This is a genomic window from Paenibacillus favisporus (genome assembly GCF_040545415.1).
Lineage (GTDB): Bacteria > Bacillota > Bacilli > Paenibacillales > Paenibacillaceae > Paenibacillus_AQ > Paenibacillus_AQ favisporus.
This window is the reverse complement of the sequence record NZ_JBEPLV010000006.1, coordinates 109,618-122,507: the sequence shown is the minus strand read 5'-3', so window position 1 is coordinate 122,507 and position 12,890 is coordinate 109,618. Positions and strand designations below refer to the sequence as shown.

At 44.5% G+C, this 12,890-nt stretch carries 17 protein-coding genes; 4 read left to right on the top strand and 13 right to left on the bottom strand.

Annotation, left to right across the window (positions count from 1 at the left end):
• Positions 1–16 precede the first annotated feature (16 nt).
• The 3 genes from ABID47_RS24565 to ABID47_RS24555 all read right to left on the bottom strand — a co-directional run bounded on the left by ABID47_RS24565 (position 17) and on the right by ABID47_RS24555 (position 2,798).
• Positions 17–442 (bottom strand): hypothetical protein, encoded by a 426-nt coding sequence (locus ABID47_RS24565; RefSeq protein ID WP_354500652.1) that lies wholly within the window; start codon positions 440–442, stop codon positions 17–19.
• A 236-nt stretch (positions 443–678) separates the two neighbouring features.
• A complete protein-coding gene (locus tag ABID47_RS24560) occupies positions 679–1,617 on the bottom strand; it encodes a phosphotransferase (RefSeq protein ID WP_354500650.1) in 939 nt (312 codons plus the stop codon).
• Between the two features lie 200 nt (positions 1,618–1,817).
• On the bottom strand, positions 1,818–2,798 hold the full coding sequence (locus ABID47_RS24555; RefSeq protein ID WP_354500648.1) for an aldo/keto reductase: 981 nt from the start codon (positions 2,796–2,798) through the stop codon (positions 1,818–1,820).
• 194 nt (positions 2,799–2,992) lie between these two features.
• Here ABID47_RS24555 and ABID47_RS24550 point away from each other — a divergent pair, with 194 nt between their 5' ends.
• The 3 genes from ABID47_RS24550 to ABID47_RS24540 all read left to right on the top strand — a co-directional run bounded on the left by ABID47_RS24550 (position 2,993) and on the right by ABID47_RS24540 (position 5,058).
• Positions 2,993–3,616, top strand: a complete 624-nt coding sequence (locus ABID47_RS24550; RefSeq protein WP_354500646.1) for a CGNR zinc finger domain-containing protein — start codon at positions 2,993–2,995, stop codon at positions 3,614–3,616.
• 129 nt (positions 3,617–3,745) lie between these two features.
• Complete coding sequence (locus ABID47_RS24545) at positions 3,746–4,666, top strand: pyridoxamine 5'-phosphate oxidase family protein (protein ID WP_354500644.1); 921 nt, start codon at positions 3,746–3,748, stop codon at positions 4,664–4,666.
• A 23-nt stretch (positions 4,667–4,689) separates the two neighbouring features.
• A complete protein-coding gene (locus ABID47_RS24540) occupies positions 4,690–5,058 on the top strand; it encodes a hypothetical protein (protein WP_076176581.1) in 369 nt (122 codons plus the stop codon).
• A 205-nt stretch (positions 5,059–5,263) separates the two neighbouring features.
• Here the strand turns inward: ABID47_RS24540 and ABID47_RS24535 are convergent, their stop codons facing one another.
• Complete coding sequence (locus ABID47_RS24535) at positions 5,264–6,094, bottom strand: SDR family oxidoreductase (RefSeq protein WP_354500642.1); 831 nt, start codon at positions 6,092–6,094, stop codon at positions 5,264–5,266.
• Positions 6,091–6,483, bottom strand: a complete 393-nt coding sequence (locus tag ABID47_RS24530; protein ID WP_354500640.1) for a MerR family transcriptional regulator — start codon at positions 6,481–6,483, stop codon at positions 6,091–6,093. Before ABID47_RS24530 ends, ABID47_RS24535 begins: the two co-directional genes overlap by 4 nt.
• Before the next feature lie 264 nt (positions 6,484–6,747).
• Between ABID47_RS24530 and ABID47_RS24525 the strand changes: the two genes are divergently transcribed.
• Complete coding sequence (locus tag ABID47_RS24525; protein WP_354500638.1) at positions 6,748–7,428, top strand: copper amine oxidase N-terminal domain-containing protein; 681 nt, start codon at positions 6,748–6,750, stop codon at positions 7,426–7,428.
• A gap of 271 nt (positions 7,429–7,699) precedes the next feature.
• Here the strand turns inward: ABID47_RS24525 and ABID47_RS24520 are convergent, their stop codons facing one another.
• The 8 genes from ABID47_RS24520 to ABID47_RS24485 form a co-directional block, all read right to left on the bottom strand.
• Positions 7,700–8,368, bottom strand: a complete 669-nt coding sequence (locus ABID47_RS24520) for a Type 1 glutamine amidotransferase-like domain-containing protein (RefSeq protein ID WP_354500636.1) — start codon at positions 8,366–8,368, stop codon at positions 7,700–7,702.
• 24 nt (positions 8,369–8,392) lie between these two features.
• Positions 8,393–8,998 carry a dihydrofolate reductase family protein gene (locus tag ABID47_RS24515; protein WP_163880791.1) on the bottom strand — a complete coding sequence of 202 codons (606 nt, stop codon included), beginning with the start codon at positions 8,996–8,998 and terminating at the stop codon, positions 8,393–8,395.
• Between the two features lie 227 nt (positions 8,999–9,225).
• Entirely contained in the window at positions 9,226–9,681 is a 456-nt protein-coding gene (locus ABID47_RS24510) for a YdcF family protein (RefSeq protein WP_354500634.1), read from the bottom strand.
• A gap of 11 nt (positions 9,682–9,692) precedes the next feature.
• The gene (locus ABID47_RS24505; protein ID WP_354500632.1) at positions 9,693–9,839 is read right to left on the bottom strand and encodes a hypothetical protein; all 147 of its coding nucleotides are present in this window, start codon (positions 9,837–9,839) and stop codon (positions 9,693–9,695) included.
• A gap of 32 nt (positions 9,840–9,871) precedes the next feature.
• The gene (locus tag ABID47_RS24500) at positions 9,872–10,387 is read right to left on the bottom strand and encodes a GNAT family N-acetyltransferase (protein WP_354500630.1); all 516 of its coding nucleotides are present in this window, start codon (positions 10,385–10,387) and stop codon (positions 9,872–9,874) included.
• A gap of 48 nt (positions 10,388–10,435) precedes the next feature.
• Positions 10,436–11,428 carry a hypothetical protein gene (locus ABID47_RS24495; protein ID WP_354500628.1) on the bottom strand — a complete coding sequence of 331 codons (993 nt, stop codon included), beginning with the start codon at positions 11,426–11,428 and terminating at the stop codon, positions 10,436–10,438.
• Positions 11,429–11,447: 19 nt separating this feature from the next.
• The gene (locus tag ABID47_RS24490; RefSeq protein WP_354500626.1) at positions 11,448–12,182 is read right to left on the bottom strand and encodes an RNA polymerase sigma factor; all 735 of its coding nucleotides are present in this window, start codon (positions 12,180–12,182) and stop codon (positions 11,448–11,450) included.
• A 216-nt stretch (positions 12,183–12,398) separates the two neighbouring features.
• Positions 12,399–12,854, bottom strand: a complete 456-nt coding sequence (locus ABID47_RS24485) for a ParB N-terminal domain-containing protein (RefSeq protein WP_354500624.1) — start codon at positions 12,852–12,854, stop codon at positions 12,399–12,401.
• Between the last annotated feature and the right edge of the window lie 36 nt (positions 12,855–12,890).

The window sequence follows — 12,890 nt, the reverse complement described above, 5'->3', positions numbered from 1 at the left end:
TGCTTTCAGCTTCTACTTATTTCATTTCATTGATATATTCTTGAACAAAACTATTAATCTGTTTTTTTGTAACTAGTAAACATAATGCCGGTCCAGTTTCAGTAGCTATATTTTGATTTATTTCTCCTGCATCTAATACAAATATTAGCCTAAAAAGAACATCATCTATACCGTTTCTTGGTGATTCAGGAGTGTAATATATAGATAGCCCAGGATCTTGTGTTGTAAATACCTTTGGAGTGATTGTATCTATATTTTTCATATCTAAAAAAGCAGAAATTAGATCCTTCTGTAAACAAGAAATATCGGCTTTCAATTCTGGAAAGCTGGTACCAAAACGAAAAAAGACTGTGCTGATTATCCCTTCTTCTTCTTTTTCTTTTAATATAATCTCAAATTCACAACCATTAAATGGGTACGCTGCATCCTTTAAGATTGCCATACTTCTCCTCTTTTCTCGATAATTTTACCAACTCCAATTACTAAGTTGCCAAATCTACCTTTGGAGCGTTTTGAAAGTATACAGTCGAAATATATAAACCCGTAGATTATGGAATAGTTTTACTTATTCGATCCTTTTACTGATCTATCCTACCCGTTAGATGAGGAAAAAGGCGCCGCTTTTGGGTCGGCTGCCTTAAAATGTCTTCATTAAGCTATCGTGTTCCGCACAATCTGCTAATCCATCGCAATATCTACTACTTGTTTCGCGAATGCAGCATAGGGTTTGACTAGATCCGGCCTTTGATCAATAGACCACCTAAGGTTATCAAAAGCCCGTAATAACAGATAATTCCTTATGCCAGAAAGGTCTTCTCCAATTATTCCGTAACCATCTATAAACGCTTCGAATTCTTCAGCATTTGGGCTTTCATCCAGCCCCAGGATTTGGTAATGCATCAATTGAGCAACAGTTGCATGTGGTACCACGCTTACTTTTGCATTCCAATCCAGCAAGATCACTTGGTTTGCCTGATTGATAATCGTATTCTTTAAGGAGATATCACCATGGATTAACCCGAAACGGAACGGTTCACTCTTTATATCCTCAAACCGTTGTTTTATTCTCTGTGATTCCGCCTGATTGATTACTCCAAGTTCAATCAAGGGATCATGCTCAGTCAAACTATTTATATTATGCTGTACATACCCTTGCCATGTACCGTCTGATCCAGCATGAGGTGGTGACTGAAACTCTCCGTGGACAGGATCAATCAGATTTTCTCCGTATCCCTTCACTTGAATAGAATCAATAAGCTTGGCATATTCGCCCAGTCTTCTCCAAATAATAGACTTTTGTACAGTACTGTCTCCCCCGTTGACTCCCTCAATAAAGCCTTGAATCATATATGCTGTCTCATCAACAATGCCAATGGACATTACCTTAGGTCCAGGAACGCCTACTTCAGCTGCTTGCTCGATACACCATTTCTCTTTGATAAAGCTTTGATATTCATCCTTTACGTTCATGCGGACAACCACTTTATTGATCTCTGATTCAACTACGCATACCTGATTTGTGATGCCTTTTCCTTCGATCTGATAAGAGGTTTTAACTTCTTCCTGAAGAAAATTGCCTGCAATTCGTGCTGCTAGTTTAACTAAAGACTCTTTCATTGTGAGTTGTATCCTCCCTCAAGTACCCTGCTTTGAATAGTTTACCACGAACTTATTTGGGAGATCGTTTGATAAACTATACTGCCCGTTAGCGTAATAAAATGAGCAGGCTGCAGCAGCCTGCTCAACATCAAGTTTCATTCAACTAACGTTCACCGTTAGTTTATTTCAATCAACACTTTCCTATCAAATATTCCCTGCTACAAGTTTACGCTTCTCATATCCGGATATCGGGTTCCGAAGGCCGCTCCTTTGGGAGCAGTTTCGTCAATTCGCACCAAATCCTCTTTAGTTAGTTCGACAGAGATAGCACCGATATTTTCCTCCAGGTACTTCCTGCGTTTGGTTCCCGGAATCGGTACGATGTCGTCTCCTTGTGCCAACAGCCAAGATAAAGCTAATTGGGACGGCATGACACCTTTCTCGGCGGCTATTTCTTTTACTCGTCTTACGAGTTCCAAATTTTTAATGAAATTATCACCTTGAAACCGGGGTGAGAACCGTCGATAATCATCATCCGCCAAGTCTTCAAACTTTTGGATTTGACCTGTAAGAAATCCGCGTCCGAGCGGACTGTATGGCACAAAGCCAATACCGAGTTCGCGACAAACCGGCAAAATCTCATCCTCCACATCGCGGCTCCAGAGTGAATACTCCGTCTGCAGCGCCGTGATCGGGTGTACGGCGTGCGCTCGCCGAATAGTCGCAGCGGCGGCTTCTGACAACCCGATATAGCGGACTTTGCCCTCACTCACCAGTTCGGCCATAGCGCCGACCGTCTCTTCGATCGGCGTATTTGGGTCTACCCTGTGCTGATAGTACAGGTCGATATAGTCAAAGCCAAGGCGCCGAAGGCTGGCGTCACAAGCTGCTTTTACATATTCCGGTCTGCCGTTGATCCCCAGAAATTTACCATCTTCACTTCGCACATTGCCGAATTTCGTTGCCAGAATGACTTCGCTGCGCCGCCCTTTCACCGCTCTGCCGATTAGCTCTTCGTTTTTCCCGACGCCATACATATCAGCCGTGTCCAGAAAAGTAACTCCCACTTCTATAGCTCTATGTATGGTCCGAATGGCCTCTTCTTCATCACGACCGCTGTAAAAGTCGGACATGCCCATACAACCGAGTCCAAGCGCTGATACCTTTAAGCCGCTGTTACCTAACGATCTTTGCTTCATTATTCATTCACACCTTTCCATCCAAGAATTGGAATATATTCATCTTACATCTTAAAGTACACTCTAAGGCAAGCATTATTTATCTTCCCCTCACTTGATCTCAACCTTATCGACGGGCCATGGCGACGTCCTAGGCGAATAACAGCAGAAAGACTATAATGATGAAAGAATAAGTTTGTAAGGAGTTCGGTAAGATGCCTAAGAAAATTGCCCCTGCTTTTCAATTTATCGGGAATCATCCAGCACTGGATTTTATCAATACGAAAATTGCGGTGGGCGGACAACCCGTAGAATTACTGTGTAGCTGGGAAGACGTGCTTGAATGGTTATCCCTAATGAATTTCTACACGAAAGAACAACTCGATGCTGTGATACAGAAATGGGAGTACGGGAAAGGAGAATCGCTGGTTGAGGAAGCAATAGCGCTTAGAAAAAGTATGCTCACGATGGTCCAGAATAGAACGCGGAATATCGAAGTCTCTGAAGAGGACATGTCATGTATCAACAAGGTACTTCAAGAGCAGGTCATCACCACAAAACTGATCAGAACCGATCACCGATTTGCAGCCGAGAAGCAGGTTGCCCTTCGGAAACCGAACGATTTACTCATTCCCGTAGCAGAAGCTGCCGTCGATCTATTCTGTCATTATGATATTCGTCTGATCAAGAAGTGCGAGAACCCGGCATGCGTACTTTATTTTTATGACAATAGCAGGAACAGCACCCGCCGATGGTGCAGCCAGAAAACGTGCGGCAACCGCATGAAAGTCACGGCCTATTTGGAGCGGCATAAGAATAAAGATACCAAGGAGTCCTAGATTCATAATTGTCTAGGACTCTTTTTTGCAGTCATTTATTAATACCCATATTTAATATTTACAGGTTAAATAAATCAATATATAATACCCATATGAAGTTTATGATGGTTAAAAAAGGAGGTGTAATGCGTGATTGGTGTGTATCATGCCGGGGAATTGGCCGTTCAAAAGCTGGCGGGTGAAGAATTTCTCGCGGAACAGAACAGTAAAAGCATAAGGTCTGTTATTTTTAAGGGTGCAATGGCATTTATCCAGACACAATCCATGATCATTGCTTCCACTGTTGGTGAGAACGGGAAGGTATGGATTTCCTTTTTAACCGGTGAACCAGGGTTCATCAGCGCTGCATCGGAGAATATGGTAACCATCATGTCCTGTCCTCCTGCAAGCGATCCCCTCATCAAAAATTTGCTTTCTAACCCGGAGATCGGATTGCTTGCGATCGATTTCAACCGAAGAATCCGAATGAGAATAAATGGAAAGGGAGAAATCGATGAGAGCGGACGATTGACGGTCACAACGGAGCAGGTATACGGTAATTGCCCCAAATACATACAGAAGCGATCGCTCCAACCGAGTGGGGGGTTCCGCCGGACGCAAAGACATGCACAACACAGCAACAAGATAAGTTCCGAGCAACAGGAATGGATTCGCCTAGCGGATACTTTTTTTATTGGCAGCGCAAGTTTGGAAGGGAAAATGGACGCCTCTCATCGTGGAGGTCATCCTGGGTTCGTAGAATTGTTGGATGAGAGTACCCTTCTTTTTCCGGATTATTTCGGGAATTCCATGTTTAATACGCTTGGCAATCTTTACAGCAATCCGAACACCGGTATGTTGTTTATTGACTTTCAAGCGGGACATTCGCTTCAACTGACCGGGCGCTCCTATATCATTTGGGATAAATGCCAGATTTCTCTTCATCCGGGGGCAGAGCGGCTGGTTCGGTTTGAGATCGATGAAGTTCTGTATATTGAAAATGACACGCCGATTATCTGGGACTTTCACGAGTTTTCCCCTGCAAATCCATCTCTTGTACGCAATTATTAAAAATGAAATTGGAGGTATTCAAAATGTCAGTTTCCAATAAATTTGTCATCATCATTCAAGCGAATCAACAGGATCTCGGTAAGGCAGTTCATGGTTTGTTGTACGGGCAGGAGCTGCACGAAGAGGGCTTTGAGGTTGCAGTTCTCTTTGATGGAGCCGGAACGGAGTGGCCAAACGAACTCAGCAAGGCGGATCATCCATTTAACGGTTTGTATAAGCAGGTGTTGAAATCGGGAATCGTGAAGGGCGGCTGCCAAGCCTGTTCGGGATTCTTCGATGTGGAGGACGAAATCCAGGAAGCTGGGATCTCTTTGGTCGGAAACGAATTGACCGGGGGACATATTCCGTTCGCACAATATATAAAGGATGGCTTTTTCCCAATCGTTCTGTAAATGAGCAGGATAAGGATCACACGTAAAATTTATAGTATTCTGCCTGTTAGTTTAAGAAAAAGGCAGCCGGCTTTTGTGGCGGCTGCCTTCAAATGTATTCATTGAGCTATCGTCTACCGTTAGCTTAACAATTCAGAACGAATCGTTGAACGTATCGCTACCAACGATGTGTGCTCTGACACGACTGTCTAATAAAATAAAAGATTCAAGCGTTATCCGAATTGATAAAAAATCCTGCATTCTCCTTGACCCACTCTGCGAACGTATACGGTTTGTGTCCTGTTACTTCCTCCACTGTCGACATAACGGTATAAGCAGATTTAGGCGGATTAAGGTGCCAACGAATCACGTAATCTATTGCATCCTCCTGAACACCCATTTTCCTCATCTGTTCACGTTCTTCTTCTTCAGAGCTTTCGATAAATTGAATTTCACGTCCAATAACCTCACTGATTATCCGAACTTTATCTTGAACCGACAAACTCTCAGGCCCTGTTAATGTATATATTTGACCTGCATGACCTTCCCCAGTTAGTGCAACTGCTGCGACTCTTCCAATATCGGCTTCATGAACAGGAGCAATCCGTGATCCTCCGAACAGGTCTCGAACAACCCCCTCGGAGCGTATAGAGTTCGCCCATTTCCGTGCGTTTGCCATAAATTCAAAAGCTTGAAGCTGAGTCCACTCCAGACTGCTTGACTCAACCGCCTTCTCAAAAGGGCCCTTCTCTCCGTTCCACAAAACTGTAACCCTTCGCACTCCGGCCTTCTCAGCAAGCTCAACGATTTCTGGTCCTGTTTGTAACGGGGCATATTCGGCGCCTGTTGTAATTAAATGCATGCCGCTGATGCCAACCAACGCAGAAACTAGCGTACTTGGATCACTTAAATCTCCCGCGACAACCTCTACACCATGAGGAAGATTGGCTTGCTGCGGATTACGTGTCAATGCACGTACCTTTTGCCCCCTTTGAAGGAGTTGGTCCACGACATGCCGTCCTACGGTTCCCGTTGCCCCAGCAACTAATATCGTCATTTATTATCCTCCTCCCGTTTTTGTACCATCTGATTGATTTTTTCAGCCAAATTGAACTTCGCTTTGGTTAAAGCAGCTAATTGTTGGTTAATCTCGTTCATTTTCGACTGATACATAAGCAGCAATTCCTCACAATAGACGTCTTTATCTTTATGCTCCTGTTGCTCAGGAAATCTACAGAAGATAATGTCCCGAATTTGGTCAGTTGTCAGCCCTAATCCTAAATAAAGTTGAATTGTGTTAATGGATTCGATTGTCTTTTCGTCATATTCTCTATAATTATTTTCTTGACGAGATGTTTTGATCAATCCTTTCTCCTCATAATAACGAATCGACCGGGCACTAACTCCAGTTATTTTTCTTACCTTTCCGATTTTCAAGACGATCACCTCATCGATTGGAAACGTTAGCTTAATTATAAAGCTTCACATTAATGTAAAGGTCAAGAAAAAAGATTAAATAAAAAAGAGCCCCTTAGGGGATGGCAATTAGTCTAGTCATAACTCGCAGGATGTTGTTCGGTTTCGTAACAAGATCCGCCATCGAAAACGAAATAAAACCGGCTGTTAGGGGAAGCACTCTGAAATGATGAAGATAACAATTTCGGGTAATATGACGTTTAAGAGTATAAGAAGGAATGGAGGGATTTCATTTTGAAAAATAAAATTCTTGTTGGGCTTACCGTTCTTATGGCTTCAATCTTATTGTGCGGCACAATTTTTGCGGCGACTGGTAAAATCAAAATCATCGTCGACGGTAAAGAGGTTGCAACGGATGTTGCTCCCAAAAATGAAAACGGGCGTGTCCTCGTTCCCATCAGTACGATTTCGAAGGCACTGGGGTCGGATGTCCAATGGAATGCGAAAACGAAGTCCGTAATCATTAATTCGAAACCAGATATTTGGAACGATGACTTAAATTTTATCAGTACTAATATCATCGAAATTGATAATTTATTCCATTCGTATTTTAACTACTATAGCACTAAAGAAACCGGTTACGCTGATTTGGTAACGTCAACATTCAAAAGTGATTTTGTAGACCCGAAAACGATCATATCGAAGATCCAAGACAAGATCATTGACTACCGCATTATCGATGCGAAATTTATCGGCACACTAGATGATCCCTACAGGTTTAAATTCCGCGTGGAAATCGTGAAGTACACCAATATGGAGGCAATCCCGCTTAATTTTGAAAAGCTTCAGCTAGATATTGATGTTTTTGATAGGAAAGGTGTTTATCTAATCGATGGCATTTGGGTAAAAGGGAAAGAAGTAATAAAATCCTATACTGTTTTCCCAGGATTAACGCTTGATGGACGCGAACGCTAATCCGTTTAAGCATAGAAAAGAGCCCCATACGAATGGGGCTTAACTTGTTATTGTGCTATGTCTGTAAATCGGTTCAATCCCACTGCTACCTGGATAGCGCCGAATATCGCAGATCTGCTGTTCTTATTAACTATACGCTTAATGTGGGTTGCGATTACGATATCCTGCCCTTTAGTTGAATAAAGTAATCCACATTCAATTACTGCACCTTTAAACCCACTGTAATAAATACCACTACGGTTCCACCAATTATATGTTCAGCGGAGTCATATCAGGGTGAAAACAGCTTCCAATGCCCTTCGGAGACAACTTCGACTGCTCCATCAATCACTTTGATGGCTGTCTGGTCATCCATCGCATACGATGGCCTTTGCATCCCGGCGGCCCATCTCTCAGCAGCAGCCATGGTGTTTCCCGGCAGCAGCTCGTGATCCAGGTGCGGAAACATGGAAAAATCAACCAGTCCCAGCGTTTCATCACCACCGTTGGGTGGAGTCCAGCCAACGAAGTCTTCCCCAATATTAGGGGCCATCACCATGCTCCCCGCACTCATTGCCACATAGACTGCGTTCAGCGACGGCAAGAGGTCTGCCAGCCCGGATTGCCGCATCCAGTGGCACAGGTAGAGGGCGTCGCCGCCCGCCACCAGCAGAACGTCCGTCTCCCGGACCAGCGGCACCCAGCGGTCTTCGGCGATGCTTGGCAGCGCTGTGAGCTCCAGCACGCCGACGGACTTCCAGCCCAGTTCGACCATGGGATTCTCGGAATTCCCGCTGATGAACTGCCAGGCCTTGACGCCGGGGCCGACCCAGGGGTGTCCGTACATCGCGGTGGGGATGCACAGGGCGCTAGACTCGGCAATGGGTTTGCCCAGCATGTCAACCAGCGCGTCCTGTATGCTTTTATTATTGATGCCTGCAGATGTGAGCAGAAATTTCATAACCTCACTCCTTTGTGTACCATCTCACGCCATGCTGCCAAAAGACGGTTTTCCCGCAAGCGCGTAGCGCAATAGAACCGTCCCTTTGGAGAACGCTCTGGATTCAAGTAATTCCAGATTCGTCGGTATCGTTCCATCGCCGAAGAATCGTTTTCCCTCTCCGAGTATTACTGGAAACTGCCAGATATTCATTCGGTCAATCAGCTCGTGACGCAACAATGTCTGGACCAGGTCGCTGCTGCCGACGACATGCACCTCCTCGTAACGCTCCTTCAGCAAAGGCACGCTTGTGGTCACATCCGCGTCGAGCAGTTGTGTATTATTCCAATCGACGCTGGTCAATGTCCGGGATGCGACATATTTCGGTTTCTCGTTCATCAGCTTGGTGAACGGGTTGGTGTCTGGTGCCTGCGGCCAGTACGATGCAAAAATTTCGTACGTTTTACGTCCGATCAACATAGCGTCGAGGCTCGCATAATCATCCGCGATCCGTTGTCCTGTCACCGGATCCCGAAAGGGGTCCTGCCATCCGCCGTAGCCGAAACCGCCTTCACGATCTTCATTGGGCGACCCCGGAGATTGAACTACGCCATCCAAGGTCATGAACATATGCACAACTAGATTTCCCATTTCGCTTTTCATTCCTTTCAGATTTAAATTTGTTCACAGGTGGGGTGTCTTCTTAGACTAAGTTTAGGACATTTCAGTTCGGATTGTTTCTTACAGATTGCTAATCTAATCTACCGTTAGCTTGATAAATAAAAGAAGCAGCTGCCGGTGGCAAACTGCTCCTTTATTTAGTTACATTAACGTTTACGTTAGTGAAATTCTCGCTCGTTTAGGTGACTTCAAAATAATCAACGATCTAACTCCACTTCGTCGTCTACGAAATATTTCCCTTTCACACCGTTGATGACTTTATGCAGTTCAGCTCTGACCCTGATAACTTCCTGCTCATCCTGCCACCAGTTGTTAGCCTGCCCTATAACTCGATCATCAGGGCACCACACGTATTGATACCATGGAGGCATAAATGTTCTTAACATTAGAAGACATCTACGCATGTGCCCAGGCGAACTAACTAACAATAAACGATTGATGTTTTCTAAGCCGATTGCTCGATCAAGAACGGTGAGTGAACACAGTATATTTTCTTTCGTATGATTAGACTGTGTCTCTATTAAAATTGATTCATTAGGTACGCCCAGTCTTCTTGCCTCGTTCTGCAGGACAATTGCCTCTGGCGGATTTATTTGTCCGAATTTATCCCCGCCAGTAAACAAAATATAAGGGGCTCGACCATTCTTAAACAATTCAACCGCCTTTACCGCTCTTGATAAATACGACCCACAAAAACAAATATGCAATCTCCATTCGCAGCTCCGTCATCGGTGTACTTACCATCACCAAACACCACTTTGGTAATTTGATCTATAGTTAATTCTGCTGGGTTCATCTTGGAAATAAGCATAGAAATAACCCCCAATGTTAGCTGTTATGGTTTTATAACTCTTTTACTAAATATATTAGCAACTCATCATCAACCATCACTGATTTTCCAGGTTGCACTTGCACATTATTATAAGTCACACCATTTCCATCCATTATATACCCACGCTTACCATACATTCGTTGGGCGTTTCCGTAATCTTTATACAGTCCAACACCCAACCCAATATACTTAGACGTTTTCGAGGCTCTTCTTTCAAGCTCATCTAGTAATTTGCTTGCTATCTTCTTCCTTCGAAATTCTTGAAATACATTCAAATCGTTTACTTCAGGTATATTATTTCTGATGAAATATGGATAATGTGAGTTGTAGATCAGGTGACAACAACCAGCTAATGAGTTTCCGTAAAAAGCCATTACAGTTATGCGTTTACCTTCACGATTCTCCTCTAGGCATCTGATGAAATACTCACCTTGTTTATACCATGGAAATTGAGTGGAAAATTCATGATCTAATAAAAGGGCTTCATCTATGTCAGAAAGTTGTTTTAAAGTAATAATATTCTCCACTCTCTTTTCCTCCTTGTCTCACTGCCTTCACCGTGCGCTTACCAATAATTAACCCATTAGTTTCGCTGAAAGCAGTTCACGCATAGCCTCAAGCTCCAACAAGCCCTTCTCTTCGGCTGCTTTTGCCGCATTCAGTTGAGTAATGGCTCGTTCGGCATGAACGGGATCGTTGGGAGTTCCTCCGTCCGGGAAAGGAAACATTTCATTTAATGCCGCTAGCGATTGTTCAACTTTCGCGTAATGTTCAGCCGCACATTCTGCGCGTTCCCGCACTTCTTTTTCCAAAGTGGATGCTCGGTTCCAATCCATGGCTAGACCGCGCAAAAAGCGGTAAGCATGCTTACGCGCATCATAGACAACCGACGTGTTGTAAGAGTTACCGAAGGCATCTACAGTCCGGTTTGTAAATGCTTGAATCCATGCGTCGTAAGCTTTTAGACCGTTTTCGTATTTCGGTAATTCGTATTTGTGCTGACGCCTACGGGCATGGTCAATGATCATATCGAGTGCTCCGGAAAGCATCAATTCTTTGCTAATATCAAACGAATCTGTGAGGATGAGCACAAAAATCTCGGTAAGCTGCCCTCGACCAAGCTTTTCATAGGGTAGCTTTCCATCCCCCCGTGGATCCTTCACATGAAGTACACTCTCGCCGTCATCATATCCGTATATGATCCCGAACTCCGGTATAAGCAAATCCCATCCGACAGCAGGTATTCCCCGATCAATGCTGTCCTGGATCATTTCAAGTGCTTCGGTAAGTATCTCTGGTGTTGGCGGTGTAAAATTAGGAGTTCGTAACCATTTACAACGGAATCCTAGATTCAACAATCCCTTCGGCAAAATGTCTTCCCATTCATAACCGGTTGGACCGGCGACATCGACATTGTCTCCATTGATGTTAATGCGGAACGCATGACTCGAGTACCCCATAAATTCGGTGAGGCTTATCTCCCTTTTCTTTACGATTGCCCAATGCGCCGCCCGCCCCGCTGATGTCCACGTCCATTGCAGTTCTGTCTTCCAATCCTCTTTGGCCATGACACAAAACTCCTTTTCGTTAAAATCGCTTTCCGAATTCGTCCAGAATCCGTTTGTTGGGCTTTCCAAGAGCTTGACGGAATTGCAAGTATCCGGCAATATGGACTCGGATGTGCTCACGTTGAAGTTTGGTACGAGAACGGGAGAGATGGTTGTTTACGTTCGTGACGGTCATTCCAAACAATTCGGCGATTTCTTTCGGTTTCAGCTGCCGGTAAAAGTGCGCCTCGAACACACCCCGCTCTCGTGGGCTGAGACAGTGTAACATATCCCGTAGACCGCGAAGCATTTCCTCACGAACAAGACGCTCCTCTGGGCTTAGATCCTGTCTTACCGAGACCGACCGAGTCAGGTGAAGCAACACGGCTTCTGCGTCTCCCCAGTTGCTTTCACTGGTAGATGGTTTATAACTAGAAAGAGGCTGTTCTTTGCCGTAAGGACCACCACGGCGCAGGCGCATGTATGTCTGGTTCCGAACAATACGTCGCAGCCACGGCCCGAAACGTGAGGGCTCGACTAAACTGCTGAGATGTATAAATGCACCGACCAAAGCTTCCTGGACTATATCATCGGCTAAATAAGTGTCCTGCGACATCGAATATGCAAAGCCGTAGGCTTTGGCTCGGTGACGGCGTACCAGTTCACTAAAAGCTGCTTGATCGCCTTCCCTAGCGCGACAGACAAGCATATCGTCCGCTTCATTGCTTTGGCCGGCTCTCATCTTTTCATGTACATCTCCTACGCTCTCCCGCACGTTATCCCTCCATTTCCCGTACCTCTTATGCGTTCCTCACCGGTGTATGTATTAATGATGCCAATCCTAACCAAAACATATCTGTCTTGTAGAAAAAAATATTCAGCTTCGTGTTCCAACTCGATTCCGTTATGCTGCCCGTTTGTGAGAAGACGGCAGTCATTTCACGGCTGCCGTCTCTTCTTTCTTATAGAGCTATCGTTCTCCGTTAGCGAGTCATCCAAGGTTCATTCCCATAGATAAGGTATGCTCGATCATATAACGAAAATCTTCCTCCGTATCGGTCCAAAAAATAACCGGTACTTGTTTTATGTTCATTTGTCGAAACGCTTCATTGCGGTGACGCCCATCAGCGATTTCATATTTGCCAGCGGAATAAAAGACGATTAGCGGCGGAAAGTCCCAATCACCATAGGCGATTTTCATTTTATCGACGACATGGAAAAACCATGCTATATCATTCTCCTTAGTCAAATACGATGGAGCTCCCTCTTCAATTCCAAACTCCGATATATCCGTTACGACAGGACCGATATAGTATCTCTTCTTCTCCAATAACCCGTCTGCCAATGCAACATTGTCTCCGTCATTTCTAAGAAATAACTGAATCCACTCATCAATGGCACCACGTTGGGCATATTCAATTGCACATTTTGTACTGCCGTATAGCATTAGGTTCACACTCTCCTCGATTGGGCTAGTACAACC

Bases quoted from the DNA above. Each gene is read 5' to 3' on its own strand.
- ABID47_RS24565 (WP_354500652.1), bottom strand. From the start codon at position 442: ATGGCAATCTTAAAGGATGCAGCGTACCCATTTAATGGTTGTGAATTT.
- ABID47_RS24560 (WP_354500650.1), bottom strand. From the start codon at position 1,617: ATGAAAGAGTCTTTAGTTAAACTAGCAGCACGAATTGCAGGCAATTTT.
- ABID47_RS24555 (WP_354500648.1), bottom strand. From the start codon at position 2,798: ATGAAGCAAAGATCGTTAGGTAACAGCGGCTTAAAGGTATCAGCGCTT.
- ABID47_RS24550 (WP_354500646.1), top strand. From the start codon at position 2,993: ATGCCTAAGAAAATTGCCCCTGCTTTTCAATTTATCGGGAATCATCCA.
- ABID47_RS24540 (WP_076176581.1), top strand. From the start codon at position 4,690: ATGTCAGTTTCCAATAAATTTGTCATCATCATTCAAGCGAATCAACAG.
- ABID47_RS24535 (WP_354500642.1), bottom strand. From the start codon at position 6,094: ATGACGATATTAGTTGCTGGGGCAACGGGAACCGTAGGACGGCATGTC.
- ABID47_RS24520 (WP_354500636.1), bottom strand. From the start codon at position 8,368: ATGAAATTTCTGCTCACATCTGCAGGCATCAATAATAAAAGCATACAG.
- ABID47_RS24515 (WP_163880791.1), bottom strand. From the start codon at position 8,998: ATGGGAAATCTAGTTGTGCATATGTTCATGACCTTGGATGGCGTAGTT.
- ABID47_RS24505 (WP_354500632.1), bottom strand. From the start codon at position 9,839: ATGCTTATTTCCAAGATGAACCCAGCAGAATTAACTATAGATCAAATT.
- ABID47_RS24495 (WP_354500628.1), bottom strand. From the start codon at position 11,428: ATGGCCAAAGAGGATTGGAAGACAGAACTGCAATGGACGTGGACATCA.
- ABID47_RS24485 (WP_354500624.1), bottom strand. From the start codon at position 12,854: ATGCTATACGGCAGTACAAAATGTGCAATTGAATATGCCCAACGTGGT.